This is a genomic window from Burkholderia theae, from assembly GCF_048565265.1.
GTDB lineage: Bacteria > Pseudomonadota > Gammaproteobacteria > Burkholderiales > Burkholderiaceae > Burkholderia > Burkholderia theae.
Window position 1 is genome coordinate 681361 of the sequence record NZ_CP183463.1, and the last position, 20095, is coordinate 701455.

Sequence of the window (20095 nt, forward strand, 5' to 3'; positions counted from 1 at the left end):
AATCGCGCGCCGCGCGTCGGCCCGCATCCATCACGCCGCCACCGCCTGCCGCTGCGCCTCGAGTTCGCGCACGAGCGGCAACACGCGCTGGCCGAAGTACTCGACTTCCTCGATGAAATGCAGGAACCCCGCGAGCACGAGATCGACGCCGATCGCCTTCAACGCGACGATCCGTTCGGCAATCTGCTGCGGCGTGCCGATCAGGTTCGTGCGGAAGCCGTCGTTGTATTGCACGAGATCCTCGAACGTGGATTTCGCCCAGTTGCCCTCGCGCTCCGGCGACGCGCTGCCGGCCTGCTTCACCGCATCGCCGAACGCATGCACGGCCTCGACGTGCGCGTGCCGGATGATGTCGTCGAGCACGGCGCGCGCCTCTTCCTCGGTGTCGCGCGCAATCACGAACGCGTTGACGCCGATCCGCACGCGGTGGTTGTTCGCGGCGGCCTTCGCGCGGATGTCGTCGATCTGCGCCTTCAGGTTCTCCGGCGTATTGCCGTTCGTGAAATACCAGTCCGACACGCTCGCCGCGTTGTCGCGCGCCGCGCGCGAGCTGCCGCCCTGGAAGATCTCCGGATGCGGTTTCTGCACCGGCTTCGGGCTCAGCGTGTAGTCGTTGAAGCGATAGAAGTCGCCCTTGAACGTGAAGTTGTCCTGCGTCCAGATACCCTTCAGCGCCTGGATGAACTCCTTCGAGCGCCGATAGCGTTCGTCGTGCTCGAGCCACGGCTCGCCGATCGCGGTGAACTCGCCCTTGAACCAGCCGCTCACGACGTTGATCGCGATGCGCCCGTTCGAGATATGGTCGATCGTCGCGAGCTGCTTCGCGACCACGGCCGGATGCCATGGCCCCGGCAGGATTGCGGCGAGCACCTTGAGCTTCGTCGTCGCGTGCAGCAGCGCCTGGCTGAACGACACCGACTCGTGCTGGTATTCGGCGCCGTAGCCGGCCGTGAAGCGGATCTGGCTCAGCGCGTAGTCGAAGCCGGCCGCCTCGGCCGTGCGCGCGAGCTGCTGGTTGTATTCGAGGCTCCAGTCGGTGCGCTGCTCGATCGTGCTGACGACGAGGCCGCCGCTGACATTCGGCACCCAGTAGGCGAATTTGACGCCGTCGGCGGAAGGGTCGGTAAGGCTCATGAAGGTGTCCTGGTCGGGTGGGGAAACGGAAGCGACCTACGCGGCCGCGGCGGAAAGCGCATGCGGGCGCAGTTGCGGCACCGCGCGCTCGACGGCGAGCGCGATGCGCGCGCGCAGCGCCGGGTTCGTGATGTCATATCGATCGAAATCGCTTTCGGACGCATACACGCCGATCGGCAGCGTGCGTGCCTGGAAGAAGCTGAACAACGGCCGCAGCTGATGGTCGATCACGAGCGCATGACGCTCGCTGCCGCCAGTGGCGGCAAGCAGCACCGGCACGTCGACGAGTGCGTCGTGACGCACGAGGTCGAACAGGTGCTTGAACAGGCCCGTGTACGACGCGCGATAGACGGGGCTCGCGACGACCAGCGCATCGGCCGTCTCGATCGCGCGGATCAGCGCTTCGAGATCGGCCGGGACCTGCGCGCGCGTCAGCGCGCCGGCCAGCCGGCTGCCGATCTCACCGAGTTCGATCAGCCGTGTATCGATCGGCAGCGCGGCACCGAGCGCCGCGACGATCGCGCCGGTCAGCGCCAGCGTGCGTGACGGCCGTTGCAGGCCGCCCGATATCGCGACCACGTTGAGGGTGTTGCTCATCCGATGCATTTCCGTTGTCGAGCCGCGTATCGATGCGGCGATACCGCTTCGGGTGAGCAAGGAGTGTGCCATTCACATGCGTGTGTGTCGGGACGATCATCTGCATCACGAAATTTCATGCGATTGCCCAACCGACAACGCATTCGCCCAAATGCGCGATCGTGGTTAGCGTTCCGACGCACGTGTCACATCGATATTTCATGGCGTGATGAACCAGGCGAAGCAGTCTCGCTTGCGCGCTGCTGCTCAGGCAGCAGTGTGTCGTGCGCCATCACGTCGAATACGCTGCATTGACGGCATGCCCCCTCGCTCTCCCGCACCGTTGCACGCTGCGCGCCAATCGCACTTTGGTTATCAGAAATCGATACTTTCAGCGCGCAGCGAAACAGTGAACACTCTGCTGACCACGCAGCAGCCGGACCACGGCACCCATCGACACGGGATCGCTTCCCTCGGCCATCCAACGGTTTACCGCCATGACATCCCATTCCGCATCGCCGCGCCCGCTCAACCTTCGCGTCGTCACCGCGCCGCGCGGCGCACCCGTGTTGACGTTGCCCGCGCGTCAGGCACCGATCCGCGCCCGTGCGCAGGTATTCGTCGATCCGCGTTCGGTCGCGCTGCTCGAACGGATTCGCCTCGTCGCGCCGAGCGACGCGAACGTGCTGATCGTCGGCGAGACGGGCACCGGCAAGGAACTGATCGCGCGCCACGTGCACAGCCTCAGCCACCGCAACAGCGGGCCGTTCGTCGCCGTGAACTGCGGCGCGTTCTCCGAAACGCTGGTCGAGAGCGAGCTGTTCGGCCACGAGAAAGGCGCGTTTACGGGCGCGTTCGGCGCGAAGCCGGGCTGGTTCGAAGCCGCCAACGGCGGCACGCTGTTTCTCGACGAGATCGGCGACCTGCCGCTGTCGATGCAGGTCAAGCTGCTGCGCGTGCTGCAGGAGCGCGAGGTCGTGCGGCTCGGTTCGCGCACGGGCACACCGATTGACGTGCGCGTGGTTGCCGCGACCAACGTCGACCTGCAGCAGGCGGTCGCGACCGGGCATTTTCGCGGCGACCTGTTCTATCGGCTCAACGTCGTGCAGCTCGCGGTGCCGACGCTGCGCGAACGGCCGGGCGACATCCTGCCGCTCGCGCGCCACTTCTTCGACGACTACCGCAGCCGCCTCGGCTACGGACCGCGCAACATCGATCCGCGCGCCGAGCGACGGCTCGAGGCGCACAGCTGGCCCGGCAATATCCGCGAGCTGGAGAACGTGATCCATCATGCGCTGCTCGTGAGTCGCCACGAGTCGCTGCAGGACACCGACCTGCACATTTCTTCGCCGTGCGTGCCGGCGGCCGGCCCACGTGCGCCGGATGCGTCCGCCGGTGCGCAGGACGCGCTCGAACGCGCGCTGCGCGACCTGTTCGACGACGGGCACGGCAACCTGTTCGAACGCATCGAGGACACCGTGATGCGCGTCGCGTTCGAGTTCAGCCACCGCAACCAGATCCAGGCGGCACGACTGCTCGGCATCAGCCGCAACGTGCTGCGCGCGCGGCTGATCCGCGCAAAGGAGATCGCGGCGGCGAAGTAGCCGCATCCGGCGCGGGCCGCCGCGCCGGCACCGCACGATCGCGCCCGCGATCCGTGCAACGACGACCCGACCTGATGTATCGTGGCGCGAAGTGCAGGCCCGACCGCGCCCCGTTCACCCGTCAGGAATTGTCGCCATGAAAAAGCTTGTGAACCGCCCGTCCGATGTCGTGCGAGAAATGCTGGAAGGCATCGCGCGACAATCGCCGCATCTTGCGATCCTCGGCGACGAGCACGTACTCGTCCGCCAGCCGCTGCCCGAGCCCGCGCAGCGGCCCGTCGCGATCCTCTCCGGCGGCGGCAGCGGGCACGAGCCCGCGCACGGCGGTTACGTCGGCGAAGGGATGCTGAGCGCGGCCGTCTGCGGCGAAGTGTTCACGTCGCCGTCCACCGACGCCGTGCTCGCCGCGATCCGCGCGAGCGCCGGCCCGAACGGCGCGCTGCTGATCGTGAAGAACTACACGGGCGACCGGCTCAATTTCGGGCTCGCCGCCGAGCTCGCGCGGGCCGAAGGCATTCCGGTCGAGACCGTGATCGTCGCCGACGACGTATCGCTGCGCGGCCGCGTCGAGCGCGGCCAGCGGCGCGGGATCGCCGGTACCGTGCTGATCCACAAGCTCGCCGGCGCGGCCGCCGCGCGCGGGTTGCCGCTTTCCCGCGTCGCTGCGATCGCACGCGACGCGGCGGCCGAGCTCGGCACGATGGGCGTCGCGCTCGACGGCTGCACGATCCCGGGCGCCGACAAGTCGGGCTTCAGTCTCGCCGACGACGAGATCGAGCTCGGCCTCGGCATCCATGGCGAAAAAGGCGTCGAACGCCGCGCGCCGCTGCCGGCCGACGCGCTGGTCGACACGCTGCTGTCGAGCATCGCCGCCGATCTCGTGCTCGACAGCGGCGAACGCGTCGCGCTGTTCGTCAACGGTCTCGGCGCGACGCCGGACATGGAACTCGCGATCGTGCTGCGTACCGCGTACGACAACCTGAGCCGGCGCGGCATCGTCGTGGCGCGCGCGTGGGCCGGCACGTTCCTGTCGGCGCTGAACATGCCCGGCTGCTCGATTTCGGTGCTGCGGCTGAACGACGAACGTGCGGCGCTGCTCGACGCGCCAACGCAGGCGCGCGCATGGCCGGGCGGCGGCGCCGTGAATACGCGGATCCGCGTAGCCGCGGCCGATTCGCACGACGCGCCGCTGCCGCCGCTCGATGCAGCCGGCCGCGCTTGGGCCGCGCGCCTGCAGCCTGCGCTGCACGCGGTCGCGCAGACCTTGATCGACCACGAACAGACGCTGACCGACCTCGATGCGGCGGCCGGCGACGGCGACCTCGGCGCGAGCATGCTGCGCGCCGCGCAAGCGATCCTCGAATTGCCGGACACCGCGTACGGCACGCCGGCCGGCGCGCTCGCGGCACTCGGCGCCGCGTTGCGCCGTGCGATTGCAGGCAGTTCGGGGCCGTTCTACGCGACCGCGCTGCTGCGCGCGTCGCGCCGGCTGGCCGATATCGCGGAGCCGTCGGCGCGCGACTGGGCCGCGGCGTTCCGCGGCGCGGTGGATTCGATCAGCGAACTGGGCGGCGCGCACGCCGGCGACCGGACGATGCTCGATGCGCTGGTGCCGGCCGCCGATGCGTTCGACCGTGCGCTCGACCACGATCGCGATCCCGCAAGCGCGTGGGCGGCGGCGGTGGAGGCCGCCGAACTGGGGGCACAGGAAACCGCGCGCATGACGCCGCGCGCGGGGCGTGCGAGTTATCTCGGCGAGCGCGCGATCGGCACGCCGGATGGTGGTGCCGTGGCGGTGTCGTACTGGTTGCGCGCGTTGCAGCCGCACGTGCGGTAAGCGGAAACGCGCGCCGCCGCACGTCGATATGCGATATGTGGCGGCAGAAAAACATCCTGTACTGTGTATCGTCCGATCCGGCGGCGTACACAATCGAATCTCGCCCCAACGACAAATCAGAGCAAACCCCCGCCCGCAGGCAGATACTCAGCCGATATAACTCGACGCGTGACAGTTGGTGAAGATTCGCACGCGCTCCGTCGATAGGCATTCTGCGCCGAACACAAACTAGTGCGAACACATCGTCCGACTGCTCGGCCGCCCGTATAACCAATACAGTCGGTCGTCCGCGCCGCGCACCGCCTTGCTATGCACACGTCGTAGCGCAAATTGGCCCACGCTTTGGTGCTGCATCGCTCAATCCGTGCCGATTTTCGACAGTCGGAACGCATGACACACTCAGAACCTGAGCCAGTTTTGGAATGCTGGCCCCCGAAACGGCGCACACGTCCGGTCGGTAAATCAGAAACGAGGACAAACCATGCGGAGGGCCATCACTCGCCGATACCTGCTCGTTCCAAGTTACGCCGCCATCTGCATGCAAGCCTTTTCGGCACGGGCGAATTCGCACAGCAAGGCAGTGCCAATGCGGAGCAGCTTCATTTGTCGACGCGTAGCTTCATGCAAACAAACGGCCAATGGCAACGCCTCTGCGCCGCTCCCGCCTCTGCGTGCAGCGCTAAATGCATTCGACCGCCCTCCTGACGACACGACAATTCCGCTGCTTTGTGCAGTCTGCCCGATCAACAGCGATGCAATCAAGAAGGGGAAGTTACCCACGCTGCCGCGACGACGAAACGGCCGGGCGGCTCCGCCATCACTGCGTGCCTTTGATGGCGGAGACGTCCAACGCCCCTGTATAGGCTCGACGCTTACGCCTACGGCACTACGGCACGCCGGTTCGACGCCACACCGACCAGCGATTGGCCTCGTCGCACAAATGGCATTTCGCGAAACCTCTCTTGAATATCGCCCGAAGGAGATTCGACTCATGAAGAAAATATACCCCTTATTCCTCATCTTCCTAAGCTTGTTTATTGCACCGACAAGCCGTGCACAAACCAACCCACACGAAGAATTTCATGGGATCAAAACATTCTCATTGGGATTAGTAGGATTTGCTGGGCACATCAGTTTGGAGGAAAAAATTTACAGAAAAATAAAACAAAGCCCTGACGCAAAACATTATTTTGTCGAAACAATTAAATCAGGCGACTCAACCATCGAGTCGAAAATGTATGCCATGTGCGGCCTTCGCGACATTGACTACAAAATATTCAAAAAATACGAAAAACGCTTTTCGCCATCACTCGAAGCATCAACCATGAAAGGAGACATTCTATCGAAAGAGAAAGTTGCCAATATTTTATATCGTATCGATAAATTTGGATGTAATACAGGAACACGAGACCATGAAGATTCTCACTAATTCCGACACGATTTTCGTCTCCGGTGGGCTGGATCTATCCGGCGAACTTGAGTCAACCAACGTGATTGACTTGCGGGGCACACAAAAGAATGGTTGGGTCGACGCAAACGGAACGTGTTGGGCCCCTGGCTCATCGTCGGCCACCATGTATCCCAATTACGGTGAAGACGGCGACGGCTAACCAACTTTCAACAAATCAACGTATCCGACTCCTACCGCGGGTCGGATACATACTTACCTGGAGGCATCGCTTGTCATGATCAATTTTCCAATCGAAAGGAAAGATTTTCTACAACATTTTTTTGAGAAAAAACCTGCAATATTTCGAGGTGCTGCTTCCTGCGAGAACTTCGAATGGCCCGACATCGACGAGGCAATATACGCCAGCCAATCCAGTCCACTGCGAATCAAGATTCATAGTGGCAGTAATTTCCTTCCACCCGAGAGCTATGAATGGAAATGCGTCGAAGTCGGTGTCCTGAAAAGTCAGCTTAACGTCGCGGAAGTCCATCACCAACTCGACAACGGATCCACATTGGTTTTCAATAGAATGGAATCACTCTCATTGAAGATTAGAAATATCTGTCAGAATATTTCAAATTTCCTATCGACAGACATCGTTGCGAATGGCTACCTCTCTTTTGGAAAAAAAGGATCATTTGGAGATCACTGGGATACTCACGATGTTTTCGCCGTCCAGCTAATCGGGAGAAAGCATTGGAAGATTTACAATCCGACATTCAATCTCCCGGTCGAAGGACAAACCAGCAGAGACCAAAAACATCTCCGCCCGACTCATCCAGAACTGGATTTCACTCTCGAAAAAGGAGATGTCATTTATATTCCTCGCGGATGGTGGCATTCAGCAATCGCGCTTGGAGAACCGACGTTTCACGTCGCGGTGGGCATTCACACCAAGAAATACCTTGACTACATTGACTGGATCGCGAAAACGAAATTGAGAAACAACGAGTCCCTGCGAAAATCTCTCTCAATTGACAACACGGAAATGCACAATATCAACCAAATCATTGAAGACACGAATCGAGAAATTCTCGACCCAAACAATCTCAGAGAATATCTCGACGAAATTAACTCGCAAACTGTCGCAGCGTCCGGCATAGAAATAACACGATATGCAGAAAAATTTACCCCAAAGAGCATATCCTGAACAGTCTCATCCTAAACAATCGGCGCCGCTGTCTTTCATCGATTTCGATTTTCTAGGCAGAAAATTTAGAAATCGCGTTGCGCACAAGCATTTGACAAGACAGCGGCTCAACCAGTGTATTGGCCCGCGTCATCACGGTTGCAATCGCCAATGCAATAAGCGGGAACGCGCACCGGCGCACCGTGTGCTACCTCCTCCGCCCGGGCAACAACGCAGCGCCGGCCACCGCCGCGCCGAAACTCGCCAGCCAGCACCAGTAGCCGATCGCATCGAGATGCACGGGTTCGACGTCCCCGGCTTCGTTGACGAGGATCTGATGCTGCGTCAGGAAGCTCATCCCGAACAGCAGCGCCAGCACCGCGAGCACGACCGCCTGCATGCGATACCGCTTCACCGTCAGCACCCAGGCCGCAAGCACGAGCGGATTCGCGAGCCACGCGTAGATACCGGCAAGCACGCCCATCCAGCCCGTCAGCAGCACCTGCCAGCCGTCGGCCCACGGATGCGGTTGCGGCGCGCCCGTGCGGAACGGCGCGGTGAACATCGCGACCAGATAGAGCAGCAGGCTGATCGCCAGCAACGTCGTGGCCGCGCGGCCCATCGGCGGGCGGACCGATTCAGGAGACGACGTCGTCGTGTTCATGACGCGTCACGCGTTGCGTTCAAACGCCCTCGACCAGCACCGCGCGATAGCGTGAGCCCTTGAAGCGGTGCTGGACGACGGCCTGGTATTCGGGGCCGTGGTACCACGCATGCGCGGCTTCCTTCGACGGAAACTCGACGATCACGACACCTTCCGGCCCTTCGCCTTCCAGCGTTTCCTGCGGGCCATAAGCGGCGAGTACCTTGACCGGATGACCGGCCAGTGTCGCGCCAACCTTGCTCTGGTAGAGATCGAGTTCGTGCTGGTCCTGCGTGCTTTCCCGCGTAAAGACGATGTAGGTTGCCAAGATGCGTACCTCTTGTGCGATGGGTGGGAGATCGGACGCACGTCGCCGTTCCGCCGGCTGCATGTGCCGTCCCGGGCGCGGTGGTGTAACGCGCGGCCGGTCGTGACGATTATAGGTGGCCGCCGGCGATTGCGCCGGCCGCCTATCCGCGCAGGATGCGCTGTGCCTTCAGGATCACCGGCGCGTCGATCATCTTCCCGTCGAGCGCGACCGCCGCGCCGCCGCTCGCGTCGACGGCTTCGAGCACGCGCCGCGCCCACGCCCGCTCCGCATCGGTCCATGCATACGCGCGATGCACCGCATCGAGCTGCTTCGGATGAATGCACAGCTTGCCGCCGAAGCCGAAGCGCCGCGCGTAGCGCGCATGCCGCTCGATCGCATCGGCATCGTCGATGACCGTCGACACGCCGTCGACCGGCGGTGCGATACCGGCGAGCCGCGAAGCCAGCACGATCCGCGAGCGAAACGCGTTCAACTCTTCCCCGTCGCCGTCGATCCCGAGGTCGACCTGAAAATCGAGCGTGCCGAAGGCCACGCGCACGACGCGCGGCGACATACAGACTTCATCGAGCCCGGCGATGCCGGTCGCCGTCTCGACGATCGGCAGCAGTTCGAGCGCGCGATGTGCGTGCGCGAGCACCGCATCGATCTGCGCGCGCGCGTCGCACTTCGGCAGCATCACGCCGGCCGTACCCGGATGCGCGGTGATCGCCGCGATGTCGTCGGCAAACCAGGCGGTGTCGGCCGCATTCACGCGCACCCACACGGGCCGCGCGGCATCGAGGTGCGCGACGACCGCATCGCGCGCCGCCGGCTTGCCGTCCGGCGGCACCGCATCCTCGAGATCGACGATCACCGCGTCGGCGCCGGCCGCACGCGCCTTCTCGAAGCGCTCCGGGCGATTACCGGGAACGAACAGCCATGAACGAGCGGATGCGGCCGTCATGCCGAACCCTCCGGAAACAGCGTGCCGAGCGCGTCGCGCGACGCGACCTGCCACGCGTCGGCCACGAGCCGCTCGACCTCGCCAGCCGATGCGGCGCCCGAGAACGCGGCGAGCGTGCGCACCTTCCGCGCGATCTCGTCGCGCGACAGCGTATTGCCGGGATCGCCCTTCGGCTCGTCGACACGGCCCGCGAACGTGCGGCCGTCGCGCGTCGTCACCGTTACCTTGCCGATCCAGCGCGCCGGATACGCGCGATCGACCTCGTCGTCGAACGCCATCGACACGCGGTCGCGAAACGCGGCGACATGCGCGGCAGCGTACTCGCGCTCGAATTCGTCGACACCGGCGTGCCCATGCCACGCGACCAGCGCGAGCACGGTGCCCATGTTGAACTTCGCCTGATGCACGGTGCTCGGCACCGTGACCGCGCCGAGCACGTCGATCGCCCCCTGGTGCACGTGCGTGACGACCGCTTCGATGTCCGTCGCGGCGAGTCGCGCGCGCGCCATCACCGCGAGCAGCGCATCGGCGGCCGGATGCGTGTGGCGGCACGACGCGTGATACTTGAACGACGTTTCCGCCGTCGCCCAGCGTTCGCCGAGCCGGTCGGTCAACCGCGCGGGGTCGGCATCGGTCGACATCCCGGCCGCCATCCCCTGCGCGCCCTCGAGAATCCGCGTCGCGCCGCGAAACCCGTCGTGCGCGAGTTCGGCCGCCATCAGCCCGTTCGCGGCGGCCATCGCCGTATGCAGCTGCTTCGAATCGGCCGCGTCGCGCAGGAATTCCCACAGCCCGCTCGCCTGCGTGCCGGCCGATCCGAACGCGTCGAGCATCCGTTCCGGCGACAACCCGAGCAGCCGCCCGGCCGTCGCGGCCGCCGCCACCGTGCCCGCGGTGCCGGTCGTATGGAACACCTTGTAGTGCGAACGCCCGAGAAACTCGCCGACGCGGATACCGACTTCATACCCCGCGACCGCCGCCTCGATGAATGCGCGCCCGCTCGCGCCGCGTGCCTGCGCAAACGCGAGCGCCACCGGAAACACGACCGTCGCCGGATGGAACACCGAGCCGTTGTGCACGTCGTCCTGCTCGGCGAAATGCGACGCCGCGCCGTTCACCATCGCCGCGAAATACGGCGTCGCACGCGTGCGGTCGATCAGCACGTCGGCCGTGCCGGGCCCGCCGGGCGAGCCGCCCGCGCGGCGCGCGAACGCGGCGATCGTCTCGACCGGGCGCGCGCCCTTGCCGGCCAGCGCGGAGCCGAGCCAGTCGACATAGAGATTGACGGTGCGCGCGACGACGTCGGCCGGAATCGCGTCGAAGCGCAGTTGCGACGCGAAGGTCGCGAGCGTGAGGCCGGGAGCGGGAAGCGTGTTCATCATCGTGGGTCGTGGAAGCAGAATCAGATCGTGCCGTTCGCGCGCAGCGCATCGATATGCGCGCGGTCGTAGCCGAGTTCGGCGAGGATCGCGTCGGTGTGCTGGCCGAGCGCCGGCACCGCGTCCATCCGCGGCTCGATGCCGTCGGGCAGCCCGGGCGGCAGCAGCGCGGGCATCGGGCCGGCCGCCGTGTCGACGCTGCGCCAGCGTTCGCGTGCCGTCAGTTGCGGGTGCCGCCACACGTCGTCGAGCGTGTTCATCTGCGCGTTCGCGATACCGGCCGCGTCGAGCCGCTGCATCACGTCCGCGGCCGTCAGCATCGAGAATGCATCGACGATCAGCGCATGCACCGCATCGCGCGCCGCATGGCGTTTCGAATTCGCGTTGAAGCACGGATCGTCGGCGAGCGCGGGCTGCCGCAGCACCTGTTCGCAGAACAGCTTCCATTCGCGTTCGTTCTGCAGCCCGAGCATCACGGTCTTGCCGTCGCCGGCCGGAAACGGGCCGTACGGGCAGATCGTCGCGTGCGACGCGCCCGACGGCGCGGGCGGGCTCTGCCCGTCGATCGCGTAGTAGAGCGGGTAGCCCATCCACTCGACCATGCTCTCCAGCATCGACACGTCGATCCGGCATCCTTCGCCGGTACGGCCGCGCATCAGCAGCGCGCTCAGGATGTTCGTGTACGCATACATGCCGGCCGCGATGTCCGCGATCGAGCAGCCGGCCTTCGCCGGTTGCCCGGGCGCGCCGGTGATCGACAGGAACCCGGCTTCGCTCTGGATCAGCAGGTCGTAGGCCTTGCGGTCGCGATACGGACCGTCGTCGCCGTAGCCCGAGATGTCGCAGACGATCAGGCGCGGATGCGCATCCTTCAGCGCGTCGTAACCAAGGCCGAGGCGCTCGGCCGCGCCGGGCGCGAGATTCTGCACGAGCACGTCGGCATCCGCGAGCAGCGCGTTCAGCACGGCGGCCGCGTCGGGCTGCTTGACGTCGAGCGTCAGGCTCTCCTTCGAGCGGTTCACCCAGACGAAATGCGACGACAAGCCGTGCGCGCGTTCGTCGTAACCGCGTGCGAAGTCGCCGCTGCCGGGCCGTTCGATCTTGATCACGCGCGCGCCGAGATCGGCGAGCTGGCGCGTGCAGAACGGCGCCGCGATCGCATGTTCGAGCGTGATCACCTTGATGCCGTCGAGAGGTCTCATCGTCGGCCTCCGTCAGAACGAGCGCGGCAGGTCGAGGATATGCTCCGCGACGTAGGCCAGGATCAGGTTGGTCGAGATCGGCGCGACCTGGTACAGCCGCGTCTCGCGGAACTTGCGCTCGACGTCGTATTCGCACGCGAAGCCGAAACCGCCGTGAAACTGCAGGCACGCATTCGCGGCTTCCCACGACGCGTCGGCCGCGAGCAGCTTCGCCATGTTCGCCTGCGCGCCGCACGGTTCGTGCGCATCGAACCGGCGCGCGGCGTCGAAGCGCATCAGGCTCGCGGCCTCGACGTTCACGAACGCGCGCGCGATCGGAAACTGCACGCCCTGGTTCTGCCCGATCGGGCGCCCGAACACGACACGCTCCTTCACGTACTGCGACACCTTGTCGATGAACCAGTAGCCGTCGCCGACACATTCGGCCGCGATCAGCGTGCGCTCCGCGTTCAGCCCGTCGAGGATGTACCGGAAGCCCTGCCCTTCCTCGCCGATCAAGTTCTCGGCGGGAATCTCGAGGTTGTCGAAGAACAGCTCGTTGGTCTCGTGATTGACCATGTTCGGAATCGGCTGCACCGTCAGCCCGCGGCCGATGGCGTCGCGCAGATCGACGACGAAGATCGACATCCCTTCCGATTTCTTCTTCACGTCGGCAAGCGGCGTCGTGCGCGCGAGCAGGATCATCAGGTCCGAATGCTGCACGCGCGAGATCCACACCTTCTGCCCGTTGATCACGTAACGGTCGCCGCGTTTCTCGGCGGTCGTCTTGATCTTCGTCGTGTCGGTGCCGGTGGTCGGCTCGGTCACGCCCATCGACTGCAGGCGCAGTTCGCCGCTCGCGATCTTCGGCAGGTACGCACGCTTCTGTTCGGCCGAGCCGTGGCGCAGCAGCGTGCCCATGTTGTACATCTGCCCGTGGCACGCGCCGGAGTTGCCGCCCGAGCGGTTGATCTCCTCCATGATGATCGATGCCTCGGTGAGCCCGAGGCCCGAGCCGCCGTATTCCTGCGGAATCAGCGCGGCGAGCCAGCCGGCCTTCGTCAGCGCATCGACGAACGCGTCCGGGTAATCGCGCGCTTCGTCGATCTTGCGAAAATACTCGCCGGGAAACTGGCTGCACAGGTCGCGCACCGCTTCGCGGATGTCCTGGTACTGATCTTGTTGCGTCGTCTGCATGGTCCGTCGTCGAAGAATGGAAAGGAACGCGAGGCGTGCGTCACGCGAGGGTCGCGGTGGCCTGCATCGTCAGCCAGCCGTCGCGATCCTTCGCCCACAGCTCGATCGTGCCGCCGTCGTCCGACGGCTTGCCGCACAGCGTGAACGGCTGCCCGTCGAAGGTCGGGCGCACCGCGCGGAACGCGAAGCTCGCGAGTGTCGCGTCGGGCCGTTCGCGGTGCACGAGATCGACCAGCAGCGTCGCGATCAGCGGGCCGTGCACGACGAGCCCCGGATAACCTTCCTCCTGCGTCACGTAGCTGCGGTCGTAGTGGATGCGGTGACCGTTGAAGGTCAGCGCCGAATAGCGGAACAGCATCACCGCGTCGGCGGTGACGGTGCGCGTCCACGTCTCGCCCGTGGGCGCCGCGACCGGCTTCGGCGCGGGTGCGCCCGGCTGCGGCGCGTCGCGATAGACGATGTCGTGCTCTTCCTCGACGCACAGCGCGCCGCCGCACTCGATCCGGTGCTGCACCGTCACGAACACGAGCCGGCCGCTGCGGCCCGTCTTGTCTTCGATATTCGCGATCGTCGATTCGCGCGTCGCGCGCCGCCCCGCGCGCAGCGGCGCATGGAACGTCAGCCGGCCGCCGGCCCACATGCGGCGCGGCAGCGGCACGGGCGGCAGGAAGCCGCCGCGCCTCGGGTGGCCGTCGGGGCCGACTTCGGCCAGCGGCGCGACGGGCAGGAAGTAGAGCCAGTGCCACATCGGCGGCACGACGTCGCCGGGCGACGCCCGGTCGAGCGTGGCGGCCAGCGCATTCAGCGGGAACGCGGTGATGTCGTCGCCGAGCGTTTCGGTCTTGCCGAGCCACGCGTCGAGCGGCGCGGCGGCGGTGGGTTGCGAGGATGAGGTCGACACGTGCGGAGTCTCCGGTGCGCTTGCAATGTCCCCAATATGCACGCCGCGCGCCGTTTCGCGAAGTCGGCTTTCCCGAACCGGGGCTTCGAATTTGCTTAACTGGCACACGCGGCCCGGCCGGACGGATCTCGTCTGACCATTCAATATAGTCGCGGCGCCGGCCGCGCGCGGTTCGCTCACGCCAACCTTACAGTTTGACCATCCCCGGCACGCCGCCTAAATTGCTTCAGACGGGCCGGCCGCGCCGCGTGCGACGTGTCATCCGGGTGACAAAAACCGATAGTTTGCTATCGAATTGTTTTGCCCCTATCATCTCGCCCATGACCAATCTGCACGACCTCCGCCTCGCCGTCAGCAGCCTGCTCGTGCTGTCCGCGCGCAAGTGGCGCCGCACCAGTGACGGCGTGCTGAACGCGTACAACGTGTCCGAAGCCTGCGCGACGCCGCTCCTGATCGCCGGCCGCCTCGGCGAAGGCGTGCGGCAGGGCGCGCTCGCCGAACACGTCGGCATCGAAGGGCCGTCGCTCGTGCGCCTGCTCGACCAGCTGTGCGCGGCCGGCCTGGCGCGCCGCGACGAGGATCCGCACGACCGCCGCGCGAAAACGATCTCGCTGACGGCCGCCGGCCGCGCGGTCACCGCGAAGATGGAGGAAGACCTGCGCACGCTGCGCGCGCAGGTGCTCAAGGGCGTCTCGCGCGCCGATCTCGAAGCGACGCTGCGCGTGCTCGACGCGTTCAACGCGTCCGAATCGCATGCGCCCGCGGCGGGCGCACCCCACACGGGTCACACTGCGTCATGACGTACCCGAGCATTCGCGACTGGCTGTTCTCGGGCAAGACGTTTGCCGCGTCGATGCTGGCGCTGTACCTCGGCCTGTATTTCCAGCTGCCGCGCCCGTACTGGGCGATGGCGAGCGTCTACATCGTGTCGAACCCGTTCGTCGGCGCGACGCGCTCGAAGGCGCTGTATCGCGCGCTCGGCACCGCGCTCGGCGCGGCCGCGGCGATCCTGTTCGTGCCGCCGTTCGTCGAGACGCCGCTGCTGTTCGCCATCATCGTCGCAACCTGGTGCGGCACGCTGCTCTATCTCGCGATCTCCGACCGCACCGCGCGCAGCTACGTGTTCATGCTCGCCGGCTATACGATGCCGCTGGTCGCGCTGCCGACCGTGACCGATCCGTCCACGATCTTCGACGTCGCGATCGCGCGCACCGAGGAAATCGTGCTCGGCATCGTGTGCGCGAGCGTGGTCGGCAGCGCCATCTTCCCGAACCGGCTCGCGCCGATGCTGATCGAACGCACCGACGCGTGGTTCAAGGACGCCGCGTTCTACGGCCGCGAAACGCTGTCCGGGCAGATCGCCGGCAAGGCGCTGTCCGCGTGCCGGCAGCGCCTCGCGGCAACCATCACCGGCCTCGAATTCCTGCTGAGCCAGCTGGGCTACGACCATGCGCATCCACGCATCCTCGCGCGCGCGCAGGCGCTCGCGGGCCGGATGCAGCTGTTCCTGCCGCTGATGTCGTCGCTCGCCGATCCGCTGATCGCGCTGATGCGCGACCTGCACGTGCGCCCGCCCGCGCTCGACGCGCTGCTGGCCGACGCCGCGAAGTGGTTCGACGCGCCGCTGCCCGCCGTGAAGTCCGGCACCGAAGGCGACATGGCCCACGATCCGGTCGCGGACAACCTGCGCGAACGCATTGCCGCGCTGCAGCCACCCGACAGCGCGCTGGCGAGCTGGGACGGCGCGCTGCTGTCGAATGCGCTGTGGCGGCTGCGCCAGGTGATCGACATCTGGCAGGACTGCCGCTCGCTGCGCGCGCTGATCGCGAACGAGGCCGGCGTCTGGCAGCCGCGCTACCGGCACTGGCGACTCGGCGGCACCGAGCGCTTCTTCGATCGCGGGATGATGCTGTTCTCGACGCTGACCGTCATGCTCGCGATCGTGTTCGCGTGCTGGTTGTGGATCTCGTCCGGCTGGCACGACGGTGCGGCCGCCGTCACGCTCGTGGCCGTGTCGTGCAGCTTCTTCGCCGCGCTCGACGAACCGGCGCCGCTGGTGTTCAAGTTCTTCCTCGCGACGACCGCGAGCGTCGTGTTCGCGGGCCTGTACCTGTTCGTCGTGCTGCCGCACGTGCACGATTTCGCGATGCTCGTGCTGATGTTCGCGGGCCCGTTCATCCTGATCGGCACGCTGCTGCCGCGCCCGCAGTTCAACATGGTGACGATGCTCGTCGCGGTGAACACGGCCACCTTCATCAGCATCCAAAGCGCGTACGAGGCCGACTTCTTCGTGTTCCTGAACAGCAACCTCGCGGGCGTCGCCGGGCTGCTGTTCGCCTATGTGTGGACGCGCGCGACGCGGCCGTTCGGCGCGGAACTCGCGGTGCGGCGCCTGCTGCGCTCGGGCTGGGAGGACGTCGCGCGCTCCGCGTCGACGCAGCCGCTCGACGATCAGCGCAACCACGCATCGCGGATGCTCGACCGCGTCACGCAGCTGCTGCCGCGCCTCGGCGCGTCCGACGACCATCGCCACCCGTCGATCGAAAGCTTCCGCGACCTGCGTATCGCACTCAACGCGCTCGACCTGCGCCGCTCACGCCGCCGGCTGTCGGGCGACGTGCCCGACGCGATCGACCGCGTGCTGGCCGGCGTGACCGACCACTACGCACGCTGCGCGGCCGCGAACGCGCGCCAGCCCGCGCCGCCGGCGCTGCTCGCGACGATCGACGACGCGCTGCACCGCGTGGCCGGCCGCACCCTGCCGCGCGCGGCGCCGGCCGACGACGGCACGACGCCCGCGGCACCGGCCACGCCCGCGACACACCGGCGGCTGCGCGACACGCTGCACGCGCTCGTCGGCCTGCGCCTGTCGCTGTATCCGGCCTCGGCCGGGCAAGCGCCGCAGGCCCCGGACGGAGCACGCGCATGACCCGGCTTCCCAACCTGTCTTTCCGACCGCGACCATGATCGGTGAAATCGACATCTTCGGCGTGTTCGTGCCGGCTCCGCTCGTGCTGATGCTGATCGCGTACCTGATCAACATCGTCGTGCGCGCGGTGCTCGAGCGCGTCGGCTTCTACCGCCTCGTCTGGCACCGTTCGATCTTCGACCTCGGCATCTATGTGTTCGTGCTTGCCGCCGTCGTGATCGTTTCCCACCATCTCGTGGCTACCTAACGTGAAAAAAACCTGGCTCTCGGCAGGGCAAATCCTGCTCACCCTGATCGTCGTCGTCGTGGCCGGCCTCGTGCTGTGGCGGATCATCAACTACTACATGTTCTCGCCGTGGACGCGCGACGGGCACGTGCGCGCCGACGTGATCCAGGTCGCGCCGGACGTGTCAGGTCTCATCACGTCGGTACAGGTCGACGACAACCAGGAGGTCAAGCGCGGCCAGGTGCTGTTCGTGATCGACCAGGCCCGCTACACGCTCGCGGAACGGCTCGCCGAAGCGACACTCGCGCAGCGCCGTGCGACGCTCGCACAGGCGAAGCGCGAATACGCGCGCAACCTGCAGCTCGGCAACCTGGTCGCGAGCGAACAGGTCGAGGAAAGCCGCACGCGCGTCGAACAGGGCGAGGCCGCCGTCGCCGATGCGCAGGTGTCGCTCGACACCGCGAAGCTGAACCTGCAGCGCACGACGATCGTGAGTCCCGTAGACGGCTACCTGAACGACCGCGCGCCGCGCGTCGGCGAATACGTGCCGGCCGGCCGCGCGGTGCTGTCGGTCGTTGACCGCAACTCGTTCCGCGTCGACGGTTACTTCGAGGAAACCAAGCTGCGCGGCATCCACATCGGCCAGCCCGTCGACATCATCGTGATGGGCGAGCCGCATACGCTGCGCGGCCATGTGCAGAGCATCGTCGCCGCGATCGAGGATCGCGACCGCACGCAGGGCGCGAACCTGCTGCCGAACGTGAACCCGGCGTTCAGCTGGGTGCGGCTCGCGCAGCGCGTGCCGGTGCGCGTCGTGCTCGACGAAGTGCCCGACGATTTCCGGATGATCGCGGGCCGCACCGCGACCGTCTCGATGCGCGCATCCGACACGCGCCGCAACGACAAAGCGAAGCCGGCTGCCGGCGCAAGCGCAGCGTCGGTAGCCACGCCGGTCGCGACGGCTTCCGGGATGGCCGCCAGCGCGGCGGGAGCGTCGCAATGAATCGGCACGGTCTGCGCCTCGCGGCGGCGCTCGCGCCGCTTGCGCTCGCCCTCGGCGCGTGCAAGTCCGTCGGCCCCGATTACGCGCTGCCGCAGCAGGCGTACGTGAATGCGCCGCTCGCGAACCATGCGCTCGACGACGCGAACGGCACGCTCGTATCGCGCGACGCCGTGCCCGGCAACTGGTGGCAACTGTACGACGACCCCGTGCTCGACGAACTCGTGCGCGCCGCGCTGAAGTCGAACACCGACCTGCGCGTCGCCGCAGCCAACCTCGCACGCTCGCGCGCGGCGCTGGAAGTCGCGAACCAGCAGGGCGGATTCTCGGGCGGGGCAGATGCAGCCGTGCAGCGCGCGCAGGAATCGGCCGAGCAATACCTGCTCGAAAACAAGCTGCCGGTCGTCAACGAAGGCGCGGTCGGCATCAACGTGTCGTACGAGATCGACCTGTTCGGCAAGCTGCGGCGCGGCGTCGAAGCCGCGCGCGCGGACAGCGAGGCCGTCCAGGCGGCCGGCGACCTGGCGCGCATCACGGTTGTCGCCGACGTCGTGCGCGCGTACGTCGAATCGTGCTCGGCCGGCGACGAGCTCGCGGTCGCGAAACAGTCGCTCGCACTGCAGAAGCAGCGCGTCGCGCTGTCGCAGCGGCTGCGCGATGCCGGGCGAGGCAACCAGACCGACGTGACGCGCGGCGTGACGCAGGTGCGCACGCTCGCCGCCGACATCCCGCGCTTCGAAGGCCGCCGCAAGGTCGCGCAATACCAGCTCGCCGCGCTGCTCGCGCGCTCGCCGGCCGACCTGCCGAAGGCCGTCGCCGAATGCGAACGCCTGCCGAAGCTGCGCCAGCCGATTCCGATCGGCGACGGCGCCGCGCTGCTGCGCCGCCGCCCCGACGTGCGCGAAGCCGAGCGGCAGCTCGCCGCCGCGACCGCGCGGATCGGCGTCGCCACCGCCGCGCTGTACCCGTCGGTCAGCATCGGCGCGTCGGCCGGCTCGGTCGGCGTCGCCGCCGACCTGTTCTCGTCGACCACGAATCGCTGGTCGTTCGGACCGCTGATCAGCTGGTCGTTCCCCGTCAACGGCCAGCGCGCACGGGTGCGCGAAGCCGAAGCGGCGACGGGCGGCGCACTCGCGCACTTCGACGGCGTCGTGCTGAACGCGCTGCGCGAAACGCAATCGAGCCTCGCGACCTATGCCGCCGACGTGCAGCGCACCGACGCACTGCGCACGGCCTACGACTCGGCGCGCAATTCCGCCGACGAAACGCACCGCCTCTATGCGGCCGGCCGCGAATCGTTCATCTCCGATCTCGACGCGACACGCACGCTGACGAGTGTGCAGGCACAGGTCGCCGCGGCCGAAGGGCAAGTCGCGGCCGACCAGGTGCGGCTGTTCCTCGCGCTTGGCGGCGGATGGGACAGCGACCACGCGGCGACCGCGCAGGGCGCGCCCGACACCGCGCACGCCGCGCACACCGCTTCGGCACCCGCGGCGAACGAGTAATACCCCGGCGTCATAGACTTCGGTATATAGCGCCAGCGTCGCAAAACGCCTTGAATAAAGGGGTTTTCGTGATTCGCACCATAGCATCCGGAGGGCAACGGACGCCCGCATTGGCGGTAAACTCGCCGAT

19 protein-coding genes are annotated in these 20095 nt (G+C 66.4%); 10 read left to right on the forward strand and 9 right to left on the reverse strand.

The genetic code is table 11. The annotated features are described in order from the left end of the window. Nucleotides 1–30: 30 nt before the first annotated feature. Both sfnG and msuE read right to left on the reverse strand, forming a co-directional pair. Entirely contained in the window at nt 31–1134 is a 1104-nt protein-coding gene (gene sfnG / locus ACN22W_RS35820) for a dimethylsulfone monooxygenase SfnG (RefSeq protein WP_343492660.1), read from the reverse strand. A 36-nt stretch (nt 1135–1170) separates the two neighbouring features. Continuing rightward, complete coding sequence (msuE, locus tag ACN22W_RS35825; protein ID WP_419690722.1) at nt 1171–1731, reverse strand: FMN reductase; 561 nt, start codon at nt 1729–1731, stop codon at nt 1171–1173. 476 nt (nt 1732–2207) lie between these two features. Between msuE and ACN22W_RS35830 the strand changes: the two genes are divergently transcribed. The 5 genes from ACN22W_RS35830 (at nt 2208) to ACN22W_RS35850 (ending at nt 7751) form a co-directional block, all read left to right on the forward strand. Next, nucleotides 2208–3314: a sigma-54 interaction domain-containing protein gene (locus ACN22W_RS35830; RefSeq protein WP_419690723.1), complete on the forward strand. Its 1107-nt coding sequence runs from the start codon at nt 2208–2210 to the stop codon at nt 3312–3314. A 136-nt stretch (nt 3315–3450) separates the two neighbouring features. Further along, nucleotides 3451–5151, forward strand: coding sequence for a dihydroxyacetone kinase family protein (locus tag ACN22W_RS35835; RefSeq protein ID WP_419690724.1), 1701 nt, complete (start codon nt 3451–3453; stop codon nt 5149–5151). Nucleotides 5152–5689: 538 nt separating this feature from the next. After that, nucleotides 5690–6580, forward strand: a complete 891-nt coding sequence (gene mchS3 / locus ACN22W_RS35840; RefSeq protein ID WP_419690725.1) for an MchS3 family protein — start codon at nt 5690–5692, stop codon at nt 6578–6580. Then, on the forward strand, nt 6564–6761 hold the full coding sequence (locus ACN22W_RS35845) for a hypothetical protein (RefSeq protein ID WP_419690726.1): 198 nt from the start codon (nt 6564–6566) through the stop codon (nt 6759–6761). Before mchS3 ends, ACN22W_RS35845 begins: the two co-directional genes overlap by 17 nt. A gap of 75 nt (nt 6762–6836) precedes the next feature. Beyond that, on the forward strand, nt 6837–7751 hold the full coding sequence (locus ACN22W_RS35850) for a cupin domain-containing protein (RefSeq protein WP_419690727.1): 915 nt from the start codon (nt 6837–6839) through the stop codon (nt 7749–7751). Between the two features lie 187 nt (nt 7752–7938). Here the strand turns inward: ACN22W_RS35850 and ACN22W_RS35855 are convergent, their stop codons facing one another. The 7 genes from ACN22W_RS35855 to ACN22W_RS35885 form a co-directional block, all read right to left on the reverse strand. Beyond that, nucleotides 7939–8394 (reverse strand): hypothetical protein, encoded by a 456-nt coding sequence (locus ACN22W_RS35855; RefSeq protein ID WP_419690728.1) that lies wholly within the window; start codon nt 8392–8394, stop codon nt 7939–7941. A gap of 19 nt (nt 8395–8413) precedes the next feature. Then, nucleotides 8414–8701 carry a DUF1330 domain-containing protein gene (locus ACN22W_RS35860; RefSeq protein WP_343492655.1) on the reverse strand — a complete coding sequence of 96 codons (288 nt, stop codon included), beginning with the start codon at nt 8699–8701 and terminating at the stop codon, nt 8414–8416. A 142-nt stretch (nt 8702–8843) separates the two neighbouring features. Continuing rightward, on the reverse strand, nt 8844–9647 hold the full coding sequence (locus ACN22W_RS35865; protein ID WP_419689885.1) for an HpcH/HpaI aldolase/citrate lyase family protein: 804 nt from the start codon (nt 9645–9647) through the stop codon (nt 8844–8846). Then, nucleotides 9644–11029, reverse strand: a complete 1386-nt coding sequence (locus ACN22W_RS35870; RefSeq protein WP_419689886.1) for an MmgE/PrpD family protein — start codon at nt 11027–11029, stop codon at nt 9644–9646. Before ACN22W_RS35870 ends, ACN22W_RS35865 begins: the two co-directional genes overlap by 4 nt. Before the next feature lie 20 nt (nt 11030–11049). Next, a complete protein-coding gene (locus ACN22W_RS35875; protein ID WP_419689887.1) occupies nt 11050–12228 on the reverse strand; it encodes a CaiB/BaiF CoA transferase family protein in 1179 nt (392 codons plus the stop codon). 12 nt (nt 12229–12240) lie between these two features. Beyond that, nucleotides 12241–13404 carry an acyl-CoA dehydrogenase family protein gene (locus ACN22W_RS35880; protein ID WP_419689888.1) on the reverse strand — a complete coding sequence of 388 codons (1164 nt, stop codon included), beginning with the start codon at nt 13402–13404 and terminating at the stop codon, nt 12241–12243. A 40-nt stretch (nt 13405–13444) separates the two neighbouring features. Further along, nucleotides 13445–14305 carry an FAS1-like dehydratase domain-containing protein gene (locus ACN22W_RS35885; protein WP_419689889.1) on the reverse strand — a complete coding sequence of 287 codons (861 nt, stop codon included), beginning with the start codon at nt 14303–14305 and terminating at the stop codon, nt 13445–13447. Nucleotides 14306–14625: 320 nt separating this feature from the next. Here ACN22W_RS35885 and ACN22W_RS35890 point away from each other — a divergent pair, with 320 nt between their 5' ends. From ACN22W_RS35890 to ACN22W_RS35910, 5 genes are read left to right on the forward strand one after another with little or no spacing between them, the layout of a single operon-like run. Next, nucleotides 14626–15105: a MarR family winged helix-turn-helix transcriptional regulator gene (locus ACN22W_RS35890; protein ID WP_193102307.1), complete on the forward strand. Its 480-nt coding sequence runs from the start codon at nt 14626–14628 to the stop codon at nt 15103–15105. Next, nucleotides 15102–17234 carry an FUSC family protein gene (locus ACN22W_RS35895; RefSeq protein ID WP_129517582.1) on the forward strand — a complete coding sequence of 711 codons (2133 nt, stop codon included), beginning with the start codon at nt 15102–15104 and terminating at the stop codon, nt 17232–17234. Before ACN22W_RS35890 ends, ACN22W_RS35895 begins: the two co-directional genes overlap by 4 nt. Before the next feature lie 34 nt (nt 17235–17268). Beyond that, on the forward strand, nt 17269–17481 hold the full coding sequence (locus tag ACN22W_RS35900) for a DUF1656 domain-containing protein (protein ID WP_039369242.1): 213 nt from the start codon (nt 17269–17271) through the stop codon (nt 17479–17481). 1 nt (nt 17482) lies between these two features. Beyond that, nucleotides 17483–18463 carry an efflux RND transporter periplasmic adaptor subunit gene (locus ACN22W_RS35905; RefSeq protein WP_419689890.1) on the forward strand — a complete coding sequence of 327 codons (981 nt, stop codon included), beginning with the start codon at nt 17483–17485 and terminating at the stop codon, nt 18461–18463. Beyond that, complete coding sequence (locus ACN22W_RS35910; protein ID WP_419689891.1) at nt 18460–19965, forward strand: efflux transporter outer membrane subunit; 1506 nt, start codon at nt 18460–18462, stop codon at nt 19963–19965. The genes ACN22W_RS35905 and ACN22W_RS35910 overlap by 4 nt, the downstream gene beginning before the upstream one ends. The last annotated feature ends 130 nt before the right edge of the window (nt 19966–20095 follow it).